Genomic DNA, 20,694 nt, shown 5'->3' on the forward strand with positions numbered 1-20,694 from the left:
AAAGTAAAACAGATGAAAAATGATATGACGATACGTCATATAAAGATAAGAAAGCGAGTAAAGAATGAGCTATTTTGGAACTGATGGAATTCGTGGCAAATTTGGACAAATGCCGATTACCCCTGAATTTGCATTAAAATTAGGATTTGCAGCAGGAAAAGTATTAAAAAGAAATAGTCCTAAAAACAAACCAATTGTGGTTATGGGTAAAGATACGCGTTTATCAGGTTATATTCTAGAAGCAGCTCTCCAAGCAGGTTTAAACGCAGCAGGTGTGTATGTGCATTTGTTGGGGCCATTACCAACGCCTGCTATAGCGCATTTAACACGTGCTTTACATGCACATGCAGGTATTGTGATTTCAGCATCACATAACCCTTACTTTGATAATGGGATTAAATTTTTCTCAGGTGAAGGTAAAAAACTCCCAGATGCCTTACAAAATGAGATCAATCAAGAATTAGAAAAAGATTTAGTGATTGATGATACGGCTAACCTAGGTAAAAGTGTTCGTGTAAAAGATGCCAATGGTCGATACATCGAATTCTGTAAATCAACATTTCCATATCACTTCGATCTTAGTAATCTCACAATTGTAGTGGATTGTGCTAACGGCGCAGCATATAGCGTTGGTCCTTCAGTTTTTAGAGAGCTAGGTGCAAAAGTAATCCCGCTTTTTAATGAACCAGATGGTTTAAATATCAATGAAAATTGTGGATCAACCCATCCTGAATTTCTACAAAAGGCTGTGGTTAACCACCAAGCTGATTTAGGTATTGCGTTTGATGGTGATGCAGATCGTGTCGTAATGGTAGATAAAAATGGTCAACTGGTAGATGGTGATCATATTCTGTATATCCTTGCTACTCAGGCGAAAAATAAACCAGCAGGTATTGTTGGAACAGTCATGAGTAATATGGCACTTGAGTTAGCATTACAAAAAGCGGATGTCGGTTTTGTACGCGCAAAAGTCGGTGACCGCTATGTATTACAGGCATTAGAAGAAAATGGTTGGGTCACAGGTGGTGAGCCTTCAGGTCATATCTTAACGTTGGATAAGAGCACAACTGGTGATGCGATTATTGCCGCTCTACAAGTATTAACGGTGATGGTTGAGCAAGAGAAAGCATTACATGAATTAGTTGCAGACTTTGAATTATTTCCACAGGTGTTAATCAATGTTCGTTTACAGCATATGATTGATCCATATGCTGTTCCTGCTCTTGTTGCTGAATTTGAAAAAGCTGAACAACAATTGACTGGGCGTGGACGTATTTTGATTCGTAAATCAGGTACTGAACCTGTGATTCGAGTTATGGTAGAAGGAGATCAACAGCAGGAAGTGGATGCCATCGCAAATCATTTAGCCGATGCAGTCAGAGCTCATGCTCAAGCTGCTTAAAGGAGAGTAATAATGAATGATGTCATTAAAGACCTGAGTGAACTTCGTTTAAGTTATGAACAAGGTGAGTTACACGAATCCCAGATCAGTGTAAATCCCCATGAGCAATTCTTGAATTGGTTCAATCATGCGCTCACTGCTCAATTACATGAACCCTATGCGATGTCTTTGGCGACAGCAAATACTCAAGGTCGCCCACACGTCCGAACCGTTTTGTTACGTGGTGCAACAGAAGCTGGTTATGATTTTTACACCAATTATGATAGTCAGAAAGGATTAGACCTTGCGGAAAATCCTTATGCTGAACTTTTATTTTACTGGCCGAGTTTAGAACGTCAGGTACGTATCGGTGGTCAGGTTTCCAAGATTCCAGAACAGGAATCGACGGATTATTACCATAAGCGTCCACGTGATAGTCAGATTGCAGCACATATTAGTACGCCACAAAGTGGTGTCATTGAAAGCCGTGAGTTATTACAACAGCGTTTTCAAAACTTACAAAACCAAGTACATGAAGCTGAGTTGGATAAACCCGAATTTTGGGGTGGTTATCGCTTAGATGCAGATTATTATGAATTCTGGCAAGGACGACCAAATCGTTTACATGATCGTTTAAGTTATGAAAAACAAAATGGACTTTGGATTATTCAACGCTTGATGCCATAAATGACCATGATTCAAATTCAACAAAGACCATTAATTACACGCCCTGAACAATTTCAGGGCGTGCTTATATTTTTTTGTGAGAATCTATTTATTTGATTGTTTTATATAAGCTATTGATATAGATTTTTAGTTGTGAACGACATTTTTTGTCGCAATGATTTAAGTTTTACATTGCAATTTGGTGATAATGGTTAGATCATTACACAAGTTGTTCAGCGTAAAGTATCAGTATATGAAAGTCGTATCGTTTTTTGCAGGAGCTGGTGGTCTCGATTTAGGTTTTGAACAAGCCGGCTTTGATGTGGTTTGGGCGAATGAATATGATAAAGAAATCTGGTCAACCTACGAACTGAACCACAAGAACACAGTTTTAGATAAGAGAAGTATTATTAACATTTCATCAGATGAAGTACCTGATTGTGATGGAATTATTGGTGGGCCACCTTGTCAGAGTTGGTCAGAAGCTGGGTCGAAACGCGGTATTGCGGATAAAAGAGGACAGCTTTTTTATGAATTTATGAGGATTCTCGCTGATAAAAAACCCAAATTCTTTCTAGCAGAGAATGTTTCAGGGATGTTATTGCCCGCACATAAGGAAGCCTTGGAACATATAAAACAAATGTTTCAAGATATTGGATATGAACTCTCTTTTGAGCTTTTGAACGTTGCGGATTTTGGTGTGCCTCAAGATAGAAAGCGTGTTTTTTTTGTAGGTTATAGAGAGGATTTAGGTAAGAAATTTGAGTTTCCTAAGCCAGTAACACCTGTTGATAAAATTACATTAGCACAAGCAATTGGTGATTTAAGTGAGAATGTCTTACCTGCAAAAGATGGAAACCTCACCAATGGAGCTGATTGCAAATTCCTAAATCATGAATATATGACTGGTGGATTTTCATCCATTTATATGTCGAGGAATAGAGTTAGAACGTGGGATGAAGTTTCTTTTACAATTCAAGCTGGTGGTCGGCATGCCCCATTGCATCCACAAGCGCCTAAGATGAAGTTGGTAGAACAAAATGTCCGTGAATTTATAAAAGGACAAGAGCATCTGTATCGCAGATTAAGTATTCGTGAGTGTGCAAGAATTCAAACATTTCCTGATAATTTTTTCTTTGATTACACAAAAGTTAGTGCCGCCTACAAAATGATTGGAAATGCTGTTCCAGTAAGAATGGGAAAAATTTTAGCAGAAAAAATTTATAGTGATTTAAATGCAATAAAGATATCAACTAATAGAACGTTTTCTGAAGAAGTTAATGGGACGATTGTAAAAGAAAAATTAAGTGAAATTGTAAACAGGATGTCTGCATAATGGTGAAAGTGGCAAAGCAAACAATTAATGGGAAAGCTTTTGAATATGCGGTATTACTTGAATTTCAAGCTCGCTTGAAATCTCTTGTTTCAGTAATAGAGATTATTGAGAATGAACCCTATAGCACAGCATTGAATTGTTTTAATAGTTTTATTGAAACTGAACAAGAAAAATTTAGATTGATTGCAAGTTTTGCTATTAACTATTTGATTGATATAGAACCACGTCTTTCTAATCAAATTGATATCGATGATGTATTACAATTAGAAATTGTTCCTGATAAAGCTGGAGAATCAGGAGATGTTCGTGATGTTTTGGCATTGCGTTCCTCACAAAATTGGGAAATTGGTATATCTGCAAAGAATAATCATCGAGCAGTAAAACATTCTCGTTTATCTAATGATATTGATTTTGGTCAGAAATGGTTAGGTTTGTCTTGTACTCATGCTTATTTTAATAAAATCAAACCTATCTTTGATAATTTGGCTCAAATCAAGAAAGATAGTAAATCAACACAAAAATGGGAAACTTTAGGGGATTACCATAATTCTGTATACATACCAGTTTTAGATGCTTTTAAGGAAGAGCTTATTCGCTTAGATAAGGAAAATCCAGGGATTGTTGCCGCAAGATTGGTAGAGTATTTAATAGGTAATAAAGATTTTTATAAAGTTATTAAGGGAAATAACAAGGTTGAAATTCAATCTTATAATTTACATGGTACGTTGAATCTACCATTCGGAAGTATTAAACCTAAAGCTAAAGTACCGAAACTTAAACTCCCAAATCGATTAATTGAAGTTGTATATAAAGAGAATTCAAAAACAACTTTGTTAGTCACATTAAATGAAGGATGGCAAATTTCTTTTAGAATTCATAATGCAAGTTCAAGAATTGAGCCTTCATTAAAGTTTGATATTAATTTGGTTTCAGCTCCTCATTCTCTTCACGTAACTCAATTGTTTGTAAGCTAACGGTCGATTAATTTTATAGATGACACAGATTCAAACTCAAACAAGACCATTCATTACACGCCCTGAACAATTTCAGGGCGTGCCTACGTTTATTGCTGAGATATTAGCGAGACGTGGAGTACAATCGGAACAAGAGCTTGAGCTTAAACTTAAGCATCTGCTTGCCCCGAACCTTAAGGGGCTGGATACGGCGGTTGAACTGATCGATCAGGCGATTGACCAGCAGCAGAAGATTGTCATTATTGGCGATTATGATGCCGATGGTGCGACCAGTACCGCCCTGATGGTGTTAGTGCTGCAAGAGATGGGTGCGGTGGTTGAATATCTGGTGCCTGACCGTTTTAAGTATGGTTATGGACTTACGCCAAAAATTGCTGAACTGGCGCAGCAGACCTATCAGCCAGATTTACTGATTACGGTGGATAATGGAATCTCCAGTCATGCAGGTGTTGAAACCGCACAGGCGTTGGGTATGCAGGTCATCATTACTGATCATCATTTGACGACGAAACCTACGCCAAATGCTGAAGCAGTGGTGAATCCCAATCAACTGGGCTGTGACTTTCCAAGCAAAGCATTGGCTGGTGTTGGTGTTGCCTTCTATGTACTAGCAAAATTAGCCAGTTACCGCGCTCAGCAGGGAAAAAGTAGCAGTAAGGTCACGCAATATCTGGATTTGGTTGCGTTGGGAACTTATGCTGATGTTGCATCGCTTGATTATAATAACCGTATTTTAGTGGATGCTGGCTTAAAACGAATTCAGCAATATCAATGTCGTGCAGGAATTTTAGCATTATTGGATATTGCAAAACGAGACGCCGCAAGTTTACGCGCTCAAGATTTAGGTTTCGTGATCGGCCCTCGAATTAATGCGGCCGGTCGTATGGAGAGCATGCGAATAGGTATTGAGTGTTTATTGGCTCCAGATCTAGAAACAGCCTATCCAATTGCACAGCAGCTCAATCAACTGAATGTAGAACGTCGTCAAGTTGAAGCTGAGATGAAACAGCAAGCGATCAGTGCATTACAGCATGTGCAGCTACAGGCAGATTCTTTACCTGCTGCACTGGTGATGTTTGATGAACAGTGGCATCAAGGGGTAATAGGGATTGTAGCTGGGCGTCTAAAGGAACAGTTTCACCGACCAAGTTTAGTATTTGCTCCTGATGAAGATGGGATACATATTAAAGGCTCTGCACGTTCGATTGAAGGTATTCATATTCGCGATACTATTGAGCAAGTCGCAGAACAATACCCACATTTAGTTAGCCATTTTGGTGGTCATGCCGCAGCAGCAGGTTTGACCTTAAAAAAAGATAATTTTGATGAATTTAAAACAGTTTTTATTCAATCAATTGCTGAAATGGATGAAAATTTATTCCAAGCGACTCTATGGACAGATGGTGAGTTAACTGATGCTAGTTTACATCTTGAAACGCTAGACTGGATTGATCGGCTAGGTCCTTGGGGACAAAAATTTCCAATTCCCCAATTTCAGGGAAGATTTAAAGTGATGGATTATCGCTGGCTTAAAGATCAGCATTTAAAACTGAAAGTATCTTTAGGACAGCAAATTATCGATGCAATCGCTTTTAATGCGGCAGACCGTTTTGAGTTCAACCCGATGCTGGGTTATGTTGATCTCGTTTATACATTGGAACGCAATGTCTTTAATGGCATCACCAGCCTGCAACTTCAGGTTGTATATTTAAGCCAATAAAAAAACCCACCCATAAAGGGTGGATTCCTTAGGGTCTGTTAAAGATCAACAGACCCTATATTCTCTCTGGAGAGAATTAGAAGCGGAATGTACCATTCAGACCGAAAGAATCAGCACCGTCCGTTGTTGTGTAGCTTACGCCAGCAGCAATTTGAGGTGTAAAGAATTTTTTGGCATGAAGACTAAAGATAGTATCGGAGTCTTCAACAGTTGAATCAGCAAATGATACACCTACACCCAAAGTCGGATCGATATAAAGATCAGCACCTAATTTGTATGCAGTTTCATCACCAATTGCTGTTTGAGCTTCAAAGTTAGTATTGAAACCACCAATTTGGGTAACATATTTAGCACGCAAGGTCGCGGCAGTATCTTCACCAACGGTTGTTATATAACCTGCCGAGGTCGCAAAACCATGATTTGCAACAAAGGTAGGATCAAGACTTTCTTTGGATGCGCCAACTGCAAATAGAAGACCATCAATAGGTAAGAAACCTACTTCTACTGCATAGCCAGTATTCTTATCACCCGCGAATTTGACCTGATTTAATGCACCAGATACATAGAATTGAGTATCTGGAATGAAAAATTCACCTGATACACCGTAAACATCAATATCTTCAGGACCATCACCACTCGCATTTGCGTAACCTGCACCGATATTAGAAGCTTTGTTTGAGAATGCAGCTTCAGCTAAGGGCGCATTTTTAGTATTTACTGGATTTAAATAGTATTTACCTGAGACAGTGACTGTATCAAGATCAGCATCTAAACCATCAAAATCAGTATTTTCATAGCTCGCATTAGCTTCAAATTGGTAAGCTTGAGCATTCATGGCAAAAACAGAAGCAAGAAGTGCGGTAGCAAAACTTAATTTTTTCATGGTTAACCCCTTTTTGAGATAATATACTAATTTATAAGTGATTACATTTTTTGTTACATTTTTAGTTTAGTAGAAAAAAACCGCGAGTCAATCTTGAGAACGTAACCAAACTGTAGCAATGTGGTTTTTTTGTAAGTTATTGGACGTATCTATTTGATATTTATTGTTTAATATAAATGTGAGCTTTTGTTAAAACGGCTAGATAAATTGTTTATCTAGATGGCTTTGGTGTGTTTTTTGCAAATTTTTATTAGCAAATGTGTCTAACAGAAATCAAGTTGAAGGGCATTTTTGCCTTATATTCTCACAAAAAAAGACATGGCTGTGTCGTACAAACCAGTTATGTTAAAATATGAGATTGAGTGAAAAATATTGTGAGAAAATACGCGTGGAAATTAATCCGTACTTAGTCCAATTGAAAGATTTATCTGATCGTAGCCAGACACTACGGGGGTATCTTTGACTACGATCTAAAGGCTGAGCGTTTAGAAGAAGTTTTAAGAGAACTAGAAGACCCAACGATTTGGAATGATCAGAGTCGTGCGCAAGCCATTGCGAAAGAAAAGGGCAGTTTGGAAAATACTTTAGGTGTGTTTGATCGTCTTGCAGAGCAGCTAGATGATGCTAAAGCGATGCTTGATTTGGCTGTAGAAGCCGATGATGAAACTTTACTAGAAGATGTTCAGGCTGAACTTGATAGCGCTGAACAGGCTTTAGGTAATTTAGAATTCCGCCGCATGTTTAGTAATCCAATGGATCCAAATCCATGTTTCCTTGAAATCCAATCAGGTTCTGGTGGTACGGAAGCACAAGACTGGGCATCGATGTTACTGCGGATGTATCTGCGTTGGATCGAACGTCATGGCTTTAAAGCTGAATTGATGGAAGTGTCTGATGGTGACGTGGCAGGCATTAAATCAGCAACTATCCGTGTCGATGGCGAGTTTGCTTACGGCTGGTTACGTACCGAAAGTGGCGTACACCGTTTAGTACGTAAGTCACCATTTGACAGTAATAACAACCGTCATACCTCATTCTCTGCGGTATTTATCTCACCTGAGATTGATGACAATATCGAAATTGATATTAATCCATCGGATGTCCGTACCGATACTTACCGTGCTTCGGGTGCGGGTGGTCAGCACATTAACAAAACCGATTCGGCAGTTCGTCTCACTCACGCACCAACAGGCATTGTGGTGGCATGTCAGAACCAACGTTCACAGCATGCGAACCGTGACCATGCATGGAAGCAATTACGTGCCAAACTCTATGAGTTAGAGATGAGCAAACGTAATGAAGCAGCTCAAGCATTGGAAGACTCGAAGTCAGATATTGGTTGGGGCAGTCAGATTCGTTCTTATGTCCTAGATGATTCACGTATTAAAGATTTGCGTACAGGGATTGAAAATTCAAACACCAAAGCCGTGCTTGATGGTGATTTGGATAAGTTCATTGAAGCAAGTTTAAAGCAAGGTCTATAAATCTCTTGCCCTCTCCCTAGCCTTCTCCTGTCAGGAGAGGGAATACTCGAATTTAAAGTGTGAGAAAAAGTCTCCTATTCCTGAGCGGATGGAGACTTTATTCAATGAAAACAAATATATCAAAGTGGCTTCGTTCAGCATTGTTTAGTTAATCGAAAAAATAGGATATTAATATCGAAAAAAATAGATATTAATATTTAAAAAATACGATATACTGGGTTTAGGTGCTGAACAAAGTTTTGCCGCTTGATCAACATGGTGAGTCTATGGATATTGATATTATTAGCAAAGCCTTAGCCAATCCATTACGCCGACAGATTTTGCAGTGGCTAAAACAGCCTGAGCAATTTTTACCGGTGCAGGAATGTGGTGGCAGTTTTGAACGAGGCGTATGTGCGGGTCATATTGAACGTCTAGGCAAAGTTGCACAATCAACCATGTCAAATCATTTGTCTGTGTTACAGCAGGCAGGTTTGATTCAAGTTGAGAAATATGGGCAGTGGTCCTATTTCACCAGAAATGAAGCTTTGATTCAGCAATATATCGAACATTTAAAACAAACACTTTAACTGAATAAGTGTAAATTGAGGCGATCATGGCTGAACTAAATTCTGCGTTACAAGTGGGTGATTTTACGATTAAAAACCGTTTGGTTTTATCACCTTTGACGAGAGCTCGCAGTGGTGTTGAGCGTATTCCAAACGATTTAATGGTGGAATACTATCAACAACGTGCCAATGCGGGCTTAATTATCACTGAAGCGACGGTGATTAGTCCGAAAGCTGCTGGCTACGCCAATACGCCAGGCTTATGGTCACAAGAACAAGCTCAGGCGTGGAACAAAATTGTTGAAGCGGTGCATGCGCAAGGTTCAAAGATTGTGGTTCAGCTATGGCATGTCGGTCGTATTTCACATCCTGACTTATTAGATGGTGATATTCCAGTTGCACCAAGTGCGATTCAACCTGCGGGTGAAGTGAGTTTACTGCGTCCAAAACGTCCTTTCGTTACACCTCGTGCTTTATCGCATGAAGAAATCCAAGAAATCGTCGCACAATATAAACATGCGGCTGAGTTAGCGAAAGCAGCAGGTTTTGATGGTGTTGAGTTGCATGCAGCCAATGGTTACCTGATCGATCAGTTCCTGCAAAGTAGCACCAATATTCGTGATGATGAGTATGGTGGTTCAGTTGAAAACCGCGCGCGCTTGTTGTTGCAAATTGTCGATGCCTTTATTGAGGTATGGGGTGCAGGTCGGGTGGGTGTGCATTTGGCACCGCGTGGTGATTCACATGACATGGGTGATGATAATCCACTCGCAACTTTTGGTTATGTGGTTGAACAACTTGATCAGCGCAATGTGGCCTTTATCTTTACCCGTGAATATGAAGCGGAAGATAGTTTACAGCCGCAACTCCGCCCTAAATTCAAAGGGGTGTGGATTGCTAACGAGAAATTAACACCAGCATCAGCAAAACAGATTTTAGAAACTAAGCAAGCAGATGCTGTGGCTTTTGGATTAGCTTATATTGCCAATCCAGATCTATTAGAACGTTTGGAACATGATTTGCCTTTAAATCAGGTTCAATTCGATACTTTATATGGTGCAGGTGCAGAAGGTTATACCGATTATCCTACCTTTGAACAGTTGGAAGCCTAAGCAACCTGTGCTGGATAAAAATAATCTGGACTGAACTCAGATGAAAGATCAAGCGGATCATTAGCCGCTTGATTTTTTACTTTTAAGACTTACTTTGCTGATCATTGATTGGTGTCAATTCAAACGAGGTATATCGAAGATCAAAACGAGGAAAATAATAATCACTTTAAAACTTTGTATAAATGAAACAGTCGTTCGGTAATTCTGGATATATACAATCAGTGCGCCAATAATAAAGGGAACCATAAGTAAAAAACAGGCTTTCATTAATGCGCCTAAGTGACTGGCTAGAAGCGCCCATAAGCAGCACAGTAACGCTAGAATTAAAAAAAGGGAGAATAATTTTAAATGGATGACGGGGTAGATATTCTTGTGTTGTTTCATCAGAAGGTTGCTTTATTTGTTGGAACCAATCAGGTTGCATTGTTTTTCTCAAAATGGATTATTCTTTGTTCTAAGATATCATTTTTCTTTATAAAGAAATATTTAATCAAAGTGCAACATACAATAATCAATTGTCAATGCATATGAAACTTCCGCATAATGAGCTGAAATCAAATTCTAAATTATGGTCTAGGATGGCGCAGCAAAACGCAGTACAGCAAACACCATTTTGGTATAACTTTTTACTGATATGTCTCAAGCCTTTATACCGTTGGAAAATTAAACAACGGGCTGAAAGTGATGCACTATTTCAGCAAGAGTGTCTAGAGCGTTTTGGACCATTTCAACCCCCTAAAAATTTAAATACGATTTGGTTTCATGTGGTGTCAGTGGGTGAAACCAATGCCGCCCAGCCCTTGATTGAACATTATTTAAAACTGGGCCAGCCTGTGCTGGTCACCAACACCACCAAGACAGGACAAGCCAGAGCCAAGAGTTTATTTTCCGAAAAATATCCGACACTTTTTCAGGCGGTCTATTTGCCTGTTGATCAAAAACCATTACTGAAACAATTTTTTGAGTTGTATCAACCGAAACTTCTTGCTCTAGTTGAAACTGAAATCTGGCCAAATTTGATTGCGGCAGCACGGCTGCATAATATTCCCTGTATTTTACTCAATGCTCGTCTTTCAGCAAAATCAGCGAAAGGTTATGGCAAAGTTCGTCGTTTAACACAGCCGATGTTGCAGCAACTCACATGGTTGTTGGCTCAGGACATCGCGACACAACAGCGTTATATGGATTTGGGGCTAGATCAAGCCAAGAGTCAGGTGGTTGGTAATATTAAATTTGATATTACAGCACCGCAATCTTATGTAGAAAAAGCTGAACAGTTAAAACAGGAATGGCAGTTAGAGAAACGCCAAATAATTACTTTAGCCAGCACACATGCACCTGAAGAAGAACAGTTACTTAAACAGTTACAGCCACATTTAAATTCAAACCCTCATTTGTTGTGTATCGTTGTACCACGTCATCCAGAGCGTTTTGATGAGGTACATAAGATCTGCCAAACCCTGAATTTAAATACGCAGCGGCGTAGTCTTAAACAAGAGATTACAGCGGATACACAGGTATATCTTGCAGATAGTATGGGTGAGATGTGGTTATGGTATGCATTAAGTCAGGCATGTTTTGTCGGTGGTTCACTCAATGAGCCAGGCGGTGGGCACAATATCTTAGAACCAATGGTTTTAGATGTACCCACTGTGATTGGCCCTCGCTATTTTAATTTTCAAACGATTGTCGATGAGTTTGTGGCTGAACAAGGGATCCTTGTTGCTGAAAATGCTGAACTAGTTATACAAAATCTGATGAGTTGCCTAAATCATCCAGAGCAAAGCCAGCGATTGATTCATCAAGCTGAATTGGTGTTACAACGCAATAAAGGCTCATTGCAAAAACATATTCAATTAATTGACCATTATTTAGCGCAACGAACTGCTTCATGAATATCGTTTTACTGGACGCGAACCAAGATTGCTCAAGGGATATTTGGTCAATCGAGGATCAACGTCAAATCAAGCACTTGAATCAACACCTTCAATTAACGGCTGGAGATACTTTAAAGGTAGGCGTTCGTGATGGTCAGCGTTATCTCACTGAGGTGCAGAGTATTACAGCACAGCAGATTATGCTAAGACCCATTCAAACAGAAAGTGTGCCGAATAAACTCCCTGTGCATTTGATTCTTGCTTTGCCACGTCCTAAAGTGTTACGCCGTATCATCATGGATGCGGTGACTTTAGGTGTGGAACGGATCAGTTTGATTCATAGTTATCGAGTGGATAAAAGCTATTGGCAAAGCCCATTTTTACAGCAACTCGATGATTATGTGACTTTAGGTTTAGAGCAAGCAGGTGACACGATTGCACCTGAAATTCAATTGTATAAACGCTTTAAACCTTTTGTTGAAGATGTTTTACCTACATTTATTTCGGATCAGAAACCTGCTTATGTCGCACACCCTTATGCAGAACAGCAGATGCCTTATGCGATTCAACATTCATGTCACTTAATTGTTGGCCCAGAAGGTGGATTTATTCCGTATGAGGTTGATCTGCTCATAAAAAACGGCTGCCAAGCAATGAGCTTAGGCAACCGAATTTTACGAACTGAAACGGCAGTATCACATATTTTAGGGCGATTATTTATCTAAGTTCTCTGTATGATCAGATTGATCACCACGATACACTTTGACTTCTTGTACTGGGTAAGGAATCGAAATTCCTTTTTCATCGAAGGCTGTTACAACCAGTTCTTGAATTTCACTAATTGATGCAGATGTAGTGGTTTCTGTGGTATTTACCCACCAACGGACGGTTAAATTAATCGAGAAATCTGCAAGTGCGGTGACATTGACCGAGAAACTGGGTTGGCTCAGTACATTGAGATTACGGTCTAAAATATCCATAATGATTTTTTTTGCTTTCTGCATATCATCTTCATAGCCAATACCAACGACAAACTCACAACGGCGGCGCTGGTAGGCATTGTTCACTGTCACGGCACTGGTATACACCGTGGCATTTGGAATCACGATACGGCGACCATCAGGTGAGCGTAAAAAGGTTGCGCGAATTTGGATATCTTCAACATTGCCTTCAAAACCATTCACAACAATATCATCGCCGATGCGGAAAGGTTCACTGAGTAAAATTAAGATACCTGATAGCAAGTTTTGGAAAATATCTTTGAAAGCGAAACCGATTGCAACAGAACCGATTCCCAATGCTCCGATTAACTGGCTTGGGGTGAAACCTGGAATAGCGATGACCAATCCAATTAAAAAACCAAAGAATAGAATAAAAGTGCTTCCGACACGGTTAAGCACTAATACCAAGTTTTGTCGGGTGTAGCTACGGTTTTCCAAAGTTTTGTGAATAAAGAATTTAAATAACTTAGTCAGTAGCCAAAAAATGACAAACACCGCAATGGCGATGCAAATATAGGGAACCCGTTGCCAGAAACTGTCGATGATCTTGTCAATCGTGGTATAGGCATCATGGTATTTTTCAGTATGGGCCAATACCGTTTGCGTGGTTTTTGCACCTGCTTGATGAATCAATTCACCAGTATCTTTAGCGACCTCAGTTAATGTCGTTTGCTCATTTGCCACGGGAAAATCTCTATTTCGCAACGTAAGGAATTTATTAGGGGAGCTATCATAATGAATTTATGCTGATCATGCATGATAAATTCCGTAACGGTTTTATTTATTGAGTAGTTCAAATTTGGCTGTTCGATAAAGTATTAAAAATACTCAGTTGTATTTTGTAAGATCTGGGTTGGTGTACCCCAAAAGTCAGGGCTAGCAAAATAATAGCTAAAGATAAACATGCCAAATATCATCATTAAACTGAATATAATCATGATCCATGCAAATAGTTTTTCCCATATGGTGGATGGGCGGACATCGCCATAATCATTGCGATGAGGTGTGCCTGCTGCAAATAAGACATAAAGTGTAAAAAAGAATTGAAGGATTGGCACCAGTAATAATAGACATAGCCACCCTGTTTTATTCAGATCATGTAAACGTCGGATTAAAAAAATGATCTGAAAATAAAAACCAGCAAACCATAGTGCAATCAGCGCAATTCCTCCGATTCCTGAAAATGCAGATAAGATTGGTTCATGAATCTGTACATCATTTACACTTAGACTCGCCGAAATTGTGGCAATAAGAATGAAAAGAACCGTCCAACTGACACTCAACAAACCATACCAACCTAGATAGCTTAAGCGATTAAAACGTCCTTTAGCAGATAAAGGATGATCGTATTGAGGCTGAATTGGGGCAGATAGTGTTTGATCGAACATGATGAATTCCTATTTTTTGATTATTAAATCTTTTAAGGTCTTAGCAATGATCAAAATAATCACTTATTTTAAAAGTAAAAAGCATAGACAAGCAGTTCAAATTTAAATTATTTTGAGTAAATTTTTGAAAAAAATTTGGTTGCTAAAGCATAACATTCTTACGACCAAAGCCGCATTGTTTGCTATTGTAAATGATGACCATACTGCAAGAGAAAACAAAATATACCCGAAAAATAGATGTGTATATCTAAGGTATGAAATAAAAAACAAAGGAAGTGAGCTATGAAAGAAATCTACCCAGTGCCTGATAAATTCAAAGAAATGGCAAGAATCTCGGAAGCAGACTATTTCAAACGTTATCAGGATTCAATTGAGCAACCCGAAGTATTTTGGGCACAGGAAGCAAAAAATATTGATTGGATCAAACCATTCACACAGGTTAAAAATACAAGTTTTAACGCAGATAATTTCAAAATTGAGTGGTTCGCCGATGGTGAACTGAATGTTTCAGCCAACTGTTTAGATCGTCATCTTAAAGATAATCCTTTAAAGCCTGCGATTATCTGGGAAGGTGATCATCCTTCACGTCATAAAATCATCTCATTTTCTGAACTACACGATGAAGTCTGTCGTTTTGCCAATGTGCTAAAAAAACAAGGCATTCGCAAGGGTGATCGTGTGGTGCTATATTTGCCAATGGTGCCTGAGGCAGCGATTGCCATGTTGGCCTGTGCACGAATTGGTGCTGTGCATTGTGTGGTGTTTGGTGGGTTCTCACCAGACTCATTGGCTAGCCGTATCGAAGATAGTCAAGCAAAATTAGTGATTACTGCGGATGCGGGCATGCGCGGCGGTAAGCTTATTCCACTGAAAGAAAATGTAGATGCAGCCTTAGAAATTGATGGCACCAGTAGTGTCGAAAATGTGATTGTGGTGCATCGTACAGGGAATCCGATTCAGTTCAATGCTGAGCGTGACGTTTGGTATCACCTTGCGATTATGGAAGTAAATGAACACTGTCCACCAGAACCGATGAAAGCAGAAGATCCGCTCTTCATTCTGTACACCTCGGGCTCAACAGGAAAACCGAAAGGCGTGTTACATACCACAGGTGGTTATCTGGTTTATGTCAACACTACTTTTAGAGAAGTCTTTGATCTCAAAGAAGATGATGTGTATTGGTGTACTGCAGATGTAGGCTGGATTACGGGACATAGTTATTTACTTTATGGTCCGTTGAGTAATGCCACTACTACGGTCATGTTCGAGGGAATTCCACAATATCCAACTTGGGCACGTATTGGTCATGTGATTGATAAACATAACATCACGATTTTATATACTGCACCAACTGCAATTCGCGCCATGATGCGTGAAGGCGATGCCTACGTGCGTGAAAGTGATCGGAGTAGTTTACGTTTGCTGGGTTCAGTCGGTGAACCAATTAACCCTGAAGCATGGAATTGGTATCACGAGGTCGTAGGTGAAGGCCGTTGTCCAATTGTCGACACATGGTGGCAAACAGAAACAGGTGGCATTTTAATTTCACCATTGCCGGGTGCAACTGCACTCAAACCGGGTTCAGCAACACGTCCATTCTTTGGAGTACAACCTGCGTTAGTCGATGGCGAAGGAAATGAATTGGACGGAGCAACAGAAGGTAATTTGGTCATTAAAGACTCATGGCCGGGCCAAATGAGAACCATTTGGGGCGATCCAGAGCGCTTTATTGAAGCTTATTTCTCAACTTTTAAAGGCTATTATTTTACTGGTGATGGTGCACGCCGTGATGCCGATGGCTATTACTGGATCACTGGGCGTGTTGATGATGTACTGAACATTTCAGGTCATCGTTTAGGGACAGCCGAGATTGAAAGTGCATTGGTTGCACATGAAGCAGTGGCTGAAGCGGCAGTTGTTGGTATGCCACATGACATTAAAGGTCAAGGGATTTGTACTTTTGTCACCTTGCAAGCCGATGTGGCGGAATCTGAGGAGCTACGCAAGGAGTTGGTGAGCTGGGTGCGTAAAGTGCTTGGGCCAGTGGCTACCCCTGATGCACTGCATTGGGCGCCTGCTTTGCCGAAAACTCGTTCAGGTAAAATCATGCGCCGTATCCTAAGAAAGATTGCGGCAAATGAATTGGATAGCTTAGGCGATACCTCAACATTGGCTGAGCCGGCTGTGGTTGAACATCTGATTGCCACGGTTTATCCAAACCGATAAACCTATTCAAATTTAAAAAGAGCGTTCGATGGAACGCTCTTTTTTTCTGCATGATTTAATTCTGTGCTAAAAAATCAGCCGTGTTTTGTACTGTGCCAAAGAAACCGAGTGCAGATAAAAATGCCGTTTGTACATCGGCTGCTTTGACGATCTTAGCATCATGTTCAAGATCACGGGTTGCAGTGGCATCTGCGATCACAATCGGTTGGTAGCCAAGTTCTTTGGCTGCACGTGTCCCTGAGTCAATACAGACATGGGTCATCATACCTGTGATCACTAACTGTTCAACTTGATGTTGTTCAAGGATGGTTTGAAGATTGGTTTCCAAAAAGCTATTGGGAAAATGCTTTTCGACAATCACTGATTGATCTGTGACTTTAAGTTGAGGATGTAATTCAACACCCACGGTATTTTCCTGAAAGAAACTGGCAGAGGCAGGGTTAATATGTTGAATATAAATAATCGGTAAATTATTTTGAATAAAATGGTCTTCCAATAGATTGGTTTGCGCTAGAGCAAGCTCTGGATTGACCAATTCCATTTTGCCATTTTTAAAATAATCGTTTTGGACATCAATAATCAGTAAGGCTTGTTTCATCATTTTTTTCTTCCAACGGTAAGATAAAACAAGAGTAGGGGAAGTGTGAAAAATCCGCTATATTCAGATGAAAGCATTGTTGCTGGTTTTCTTTCGTAATGAAAAATGAATATTGAACTTGATCCGATTGATCTGAAAATTATTGAATTGCTAAAACAAGATTCGCGTTTAAGCCATAAAGAAATAGGACAGCGAGTGCACCGTACTGGGCAGGCCGTTGGCGCTCGTATTGCACAGTTAATGGATGCAGGCTTTATCAAAAATTACACCATCGCGATAAAATATGAACATAAACAATTCATCCAACTGTTTATGAATGATCAGCAAGCTTTTATTGAGGTTGAGCGTTTGGTCAAACAATATAAGCAGGTGGATGAATGTTTTAAAATTCTCGGCAACGCCTGCTATATGATTGTTAGCCATTTTAATCCATCACAATTAAATGAATTTATTGAGCAACTGTCGCAGTGGTGCCGTTATTCGGTTGAAACGGTCATGCGGGAAATTGAGACCCGTTAAAATAAAAAAAGCCCCAAGCCGAGCCTTGGGTGAAAAATTTGCCATTTCTTTTGTTTTTCTTCTTATTCAGCACTGAAAACTAAGCTGATTTTGCTGCGAGACGCTGTTCCTGTTGTTGCTCAAGTTGACGGACTAACGGTAGAACTTTTGCTCCAAAATATTCTACTTCTTCAATGAAATGCAGAAAGCCTGAAAGCACCAGATCAACGCCAACATTCTTTAAGACCACAATCCGTTCCGCAATTTGCTGCGGCGTCCCGATTAGATTGGTTTTAAAGCCATCGTTATATTGCACCAGATCATCAAAGGTCGATTTTGCCCAATTGCCCTCACGCTCAGGCGCTGCTGCACCTGCTTCACGAGTCGCATCACCGAAGGCATTCACTGCTTCGACGTTAGCTTGAGCAATGATTTCATTCATTACGGCTTTGGCTTCTTCCTTAGTATCACGGGCAATGATAAAGGCATTAACCCCAATCTTGACTTGTCTGTTGGCTAACTTTGCTTTGCTGCGGACATCATCAACTTGCTTCTTGATTTCTTCAACGCTATTGCCGTTGGTAAAATACCAGTCTGATACACGCGCGGCCATATCACGTGCTGCACGGGAACTGCCACCTTGAAACACTTCGATATAAGGTTTTTGCAAAGGTTTCGGTTTAAGCGTGTAATTTTGGAATTGGTAATATTTGCCATCAAAGCTGTAATTGTCAGCTGTCCAGATACCTTTGAGGGTACGAATAAATTCCTCCGAACGAATATAACGTTCATCATGCTCAGGCCAAGGTTCGCCAATCGCATCAAATTCGCCACGGAACCAGCCGCTGACCACATTAATCGGAATACGCCCTTGGGTGAGGTAGTCAATGGTCGCTAGTTGTTTAGCGGCGAGTACAGGTTTCCAAGGGCCTGGCAGGATCGCTGCAATTACTTTGAGTTTTTCGGTTTTTGCCAATAAAGCATGGCTGAAACTCACGGATTCATGTTGGTTTTCTGCGCCATAGCCAGCGGTAAAACGGATTTGTGTAAGTGCATATTCAAAGCCGCTTCGTTCCGCTGCTTGTGCGAGGCGCACATTGTAGTCGTAGCTCCAGTTTGTACGTTGTTCAATATTGCTTACAACGAGACCGCCACTCACATTGGGAACCCAGTAGGCAAATTTAATTGCTGATGTTGTTATTGTCATCGTTGTATCCTCCATAAAAGATATGGTTTATGCGACGTGGGTCAACTTCTTGGCTGACTTTGGGTGTAAGCGAGATTCAGCTGCATCCAGATTCGGTACTGCCGCAGATGGCAATACTTCTGCTTGTTCGATTTGTTTATTGATGCCGAGATTCTGATTCGCTTGCTCAGTTTTGGCTTTGATGGCAGCAGCACGCTGACCTTTGGCAGGAGCCCATTCCAAAATCGGTAAAGCACGTGCCACAGCTAAGGTGACGCGATCAGACAATTGCTCGCTTTTAACCGTATATTCAGGCGTGAAATCACGATCGGTAGCATAGACGCCAATCGGTAAAGTTTGTGCTTGGAAGAAGCTAAATAGTGGGCGTAATTGATGTTCGAGAACCAAAGCATGGCGATCACTGCCACCTGAGGCTGCCAGTAAAACGGGTACATCAACCAAAGCGGTTTGCTCAACAAAGTCGAAGAAATGCTTAAATAAGCCCGTAAACGAAGCACGATAAACAGGTGTTCCAACAATCAATGCATCTGCTGCTTCAACGGCAGCCAAATCATCTTGTACCCGTTGTGGCAGTTGATTGCGATAAAATGCTCCGCCTAGTAAAGGCCCAATTTCACTCAGCTTGACGAAATGTACTTTAATATTAATCGCTTCCGAAAGCTCATCCAGAATCGCCTGAACTAAACTTTCTGTTTTTGATGGGCTGTTTAAACCACCAGATACTGCAACAATATTAAGGGGAGTAGAGAGAGTATTGTGATTGGACATAATAGCGGCCTAAAAGATCATTTCGAATTGCTATTTATTTATCTACACCGCATGCCAAGTTGTAAAATAAGGAAATGCTGCAAGCTTATCTGTTTTGTATATATACCTATAGAGGATTCAGTAGAAAAAATTAAATGAATTTAATACTCTGTTTCTATTGGTTATTTCTGTATAGTAGTTATTGATTAGTCTATGTTGTGTGAGTTATATCAATATTTGTATTGTTTTGCATTTATGACGAAATAAACAACTTTTGATGTCTAACCAACAGTTCATTTAAAAAATAGGCTAAGATAGATTAAATTTGAATAAACACCGTACAGTGACGTACTCGCAGACAGCTCAGCGCTTATGAATATTTTAATTGTAGACGACCACCCTTTATTTAGACATGCTTTAATTCAAGCGGTTCGATATAGTCTTCCTCAAGCACAGATTCAGGAAACTGCGGATGTCGATGAATTCTATGAGCGCTTAGAGCATGGTGCAGAACCTGATCTCGTATTACTTGATCTGAATTTACCCGGCGCATCTGGTTTTTCTGCCTTGGTATACGTACGAGCACAATACCCAGCGATTCCAATCATTGTTGTATCAGCACACGAAGAAGTCTCGATTATCCAACGTGCAATTGCACATGGTGCAATGGGGTATATCCCGAAATCATCACACCCAAGTCATATTGGCGAAGCAATTAAACATGTATTAGAGGGTGAAATTTGGCTACCGCCGAATTTAGCCATGCATCATGGTTTCGATCCAAGAGCTGCGGATGAAACCGCGTTGGCAGAACGTCTGCAATCGCTTACACCACAACAGTTCCGTGTATTGATGATGGTGGCAGAAGGTCTGCTCAATAAACAAATTGCTTATGAGTTAGACGTATCAGAAGCCACGATCAAAGCGCATGTCACGGCTATTTTCCGCAAATTAGGCGTACAAAACCGTACGCAAGCTGTTTTAGCAATTAGTGCATTAAATATCGAAGATAAAAAGATGTAATTAACAAGTTGAATAACTCATTTGT

Annotated in this window: 20 protein-coding genes and 1 pseudogene; 14 read left to right on the plus strand and 7 right to left on the minus strand. The window is 40.1% G+C overall.

Annotation, left to right across the window (positions count from 1 at the left end; genetic code table 11):
* The first annotated feature begins 64 nt into the window (after positions 1–64).
* The 6 genes and pseudogenes from glmM to recJ all read left to right on the plus strand — a co-directional run bounded on the left by glmM (position 65) and on the right by recJ (position 6,077).
* Positions 65–1,402 carry a phosphoglucosamine mutase gene (gene glmM / locus HYG88_RS01905; protein ID WP_005156841.1) on the plus strand — a complete coding sequence of 446 codons (1,338 nt, stop codon included), beginning with the start codon at positions 65–67 and terminating at the stop codon, positions 1,400–1,402.
* Between the two features lie 12 nt (positions 1,403–1,414).
* Positions 1,415–2,068 (plus strand): pyridoxamine 5'-phosphate oxidase, encoded by a 654-nt coding sequence (gene pdxH / locus HYG88_RS01910; protein ID WP_005156839.1) that lies wholly within the window; start codon positions 1,415–1,417, stop codon positions 2,066–2,068.
* Positions 2,069–2,155 (plus strand): annotated as a pseudogene (locus HYG88_RS15400) (hypothetical protein); the annotation flags it as partial.
* A gap of 145 nt (positions 2,156–2,300) precedes the next feature.
* Positions 2,301–3,383, plus strand: coding sequence for a DNA cytosine methyltransferase (locus HYG88_RS01915; protein ID WP_005156837.1), 1,083 nt, complete (start codon positions 2,301–2,303; stop codon positions 3,381–3,383).
* Positions 3,383–4,357: a HaeIII family restriction endonuclease gene (locus HYG88_RS01920; RefSeq protein ID WP_005156833.1), complete on the plus strand. Its 975-nt coding sequence runs from the start codon at positions 3,383–3,385 to the stop codon at positions 4,355–4,357. The genes HYG88_RS01915 and HYG88_RS01920 overlap by 1 nt, the downstream gene beginning before the upstream one ends.
* A gap of 19 nt (positions 4,358–4,376) precedes the next feature.
* Entirely contained in the window at positions 4,377–6,077 is a 1,701-nt protein-coding gene (recJ, locus tag HYG88_RS01925; protein ID WP_005156831.1) for a single-stranded-DNA-specific exonuclease RecJ, read from the plus strand.
* A gap of 76 nt (positions 6,078–6,153) precedes the next feature.
* Here recJ and HYG88_RS01930 read toward each other — a convergent pair whose 3' ends face one another.
* On the minus strand, positions 6,154–6,960 hold the full coding sequence (locus tag HYG88_RS01930) for a putative porin (RefSeq protein WP_005156830.1): 807 nt from the start codon (positions 6,958–6,960) through the stop codon (positions 6,154–6,156).
* A 388-nt stretch (positions 6,961–7,348) separates the two neighbouring features.
* Here HYG88_RS01930 and prfB point away from each other — a divergent pair.
* The 3 genes from prfB to HYG88_RS01945 all read left to right on the plus strand — a co-directional run bounded on the left by prfB (position 7,349) and on the right by HYG88_RS01945 (position 10,104).
* Positions 7,349–8,444 (plus strand): peptide chain release factor 2 gene (prfB, locus tag HYG88_RS01935; protein ID WP_111313900.1). Its coding sequence is split into 2 segments (ribosomal slippage): positions 7,349–7,420 and positions 7,422–8,444, totalling 1,095 coding nucleotides; the frame shifts between segments, so codons are not numbered across the junction.
* A 266-nt stretch (positions 8,445–8,710) separates the two neighbouring features.
* On the plus strand, positions 8,711–9,013 hold the full coding sequence (locus HYG88_RS01940) for a helix-turn-helix transcriptional regulator (protein WP_034602558.1): 303 nt from the start codon (positions 8,711–8,713) through the stop codon (positions 9,011–9,013).
* 26 nt (positions 9,014–9,039) lie between these two features.
* Positions 9,040–10,104, plus strand: a complete 1,065-nt coding sequence (locus HYG88_RS01945) for an alkene reductase (protein WP_005156821.1) — start codon at positions 9,040–9,042, stop codon at positions 10,102–10,104.
* A 166-nt stretch (positions 10,105–10,270) separates the two neighbouring features.
* Here HYG88_RS01945 and HYG88_RS01950 read toward each other — a convergent pair whose 3' ends face one another.
* Positions 10,271–10,528 (minus strand): hypothetical protein, encoded by a 258-nt coding sequence (locus HYG88_RS01950; RefSeq protein ID WP_005156819.1) that lies wholly within the window; start codon positions 10,526–10,528, stop codon positions 10,271–10,273.
* 154 nt (positions 10,529–10,682) lie between these two features.
* Between HYG88_RS01950 and HYG88_RS01955 the strand changes: the two genes are divergently transcribed.
* Positions 10,683–11,999, plus strand: a complete 1,317-nt coding sequence (locus HYG88_RS01955; RefSeq protein WP_034602556.1) for a 3-deoxy-D-manno-octulosonic acid transferase — start codon at positions 10,683–10,685, stop codon at positions 11,997–11,999.
* Positions 11,996–12,706: a 16S rRNA (uracil(1498)-N(3))-methyltransferase gene (locus HYG88_RS01960; protein WP_005156814.1), complete on the plus strand. Its 711-nt coding sequence runs from the start codon at positions 11,996–11,998 to the stop codon at positions 12,704–12,706. Before HYG88_RS01955 ends, HYG88_RS01960 begins: the two co-directional genes overlap by 4 nt.
* Here the strand turns inward: HYG88_RS01960 and HYG88_RS01965 are convergent.
* Positions 12,695–13,666 carry a mechanosensitive ion channel family protein gene (locus tag HYG88_RS01965; protein ID WP_005156809.1) on the minus strand — a complete coding sequence of 324 codons (972 nt, stop codon included), beginning with the start codon at positions 13,664–13,666 and terminating at the stop codon, positions 12,695–12,697. The genes HYG88_RS01960 and HYG88_RS01965 overlap by 12 nt on opposite strands.
* Positions 13,667–13,800: 134 nt before the next feature.
* A complete protein-coding gene (locus HYG88_RS01970; RefSeq protein ID WP_005156807.1) occupies positions 13,801–14,370 on the minus strand; it encodes a DUF805 domain-containing protein in 570 nt (189 codons plus the stop codon).
* A gap of 282 nt (positions 14,371–14,652) precedes the next feature.
* On the opposite strand from HYG88_RS01970, the gene acs reads away from it, so the two are divergent.
* Positions 14,653–16,596, plus strand: a complete 1,944-nt coding sequence (acs, locus tag HYG88_RS01975) for an acetate--CoA ligase (RefSeq protein WP_178882470.1) — start codon at positions 14,653–14,655, stop codon at positions 16,594–16,596.
* A gap of 55 nt (positions 16,597–16,651) precedes the next feature.
* Here acs and HYG88_RS01980 read toward each other — a convergent pair whose 3' ends face one another.
* Entirely contained in the window at positions 16,652–17,194 is a 543-nt protein-coding gene (locus HYG88_RS01980; protein ID WP_178882535.1) for a cysteine hydrolase family protein, read from the minus strand.
* Between the two features lie 105 nt (positions 17,195–17,299).
* Here HYG88_RS01980 and HYG88_RS01985 point away from each other — a divergent pair, with 105 nt between their 5' ends.
* Positions 17,300–17,713, plus strand: a complete 414-nt coding sequence (locus HYG88_RS01985; RefSeq protein WP_178882471.1) for a winged helix-turn-helix transcriptional regulator — start codon at positions 17,300–17,302, stop codon at positions 17,711–17,713.
* 79 nt (positions 17,714–17,792) lie between these two features.
* On the opposite strand, the gene sfnG is transcribed toward HYG88_RS01985, so the two are convergent.
* Entirely contained in the window at positions 17,793–18,899 is a 1,107-nt protein-coding gene (gene sfnG / locus HYG88_RS01990) for a dimethylsulfone monooxygenase SfnG (RefSeq protein ID WP_178882472.1), read from the minus strand.
* 27 nt (positions 18,900–18,926) lie between these two features.
* Positions 18,927–19,667, minus strand: coding sequence for an FMN reductase (msuE, locus tag HYG88_RS01995; protein WP_178882473.1), 741 nt, complete (start codon positions 19,665–19,667; stop codon positions 18,927–18,929).
* Between the two features lie 351 nt (positions 19,668–20,018).
* Here msuE and HYG88_RS02000 point away from each other — a divergent pair, with 351 nt between their 5' ends.
* Complete coding sequence (locus HYG88_RS02000) at positions 20,019–20,669, plus strand: response regulator transcription factor (protein ID WP_005156795.1); 651 nt, start codon at positions 20,019–20,021, stop codon at positions 20,667–20,669.
* The last annotated feature ends 25 nt before the right edge of the window (positions 20,670–20,694 follow it).

The sequence above is a fragment of the Acinetobacter sp. SwsAc4 genome, assembly GCF_013391535.1.
Classification (GTDB): domain Bacteria; phylum Pseudomonadota; class Gammaproteobacteria; order Pseudomonadales; family Moraxellaceae; genus Acinetobacter.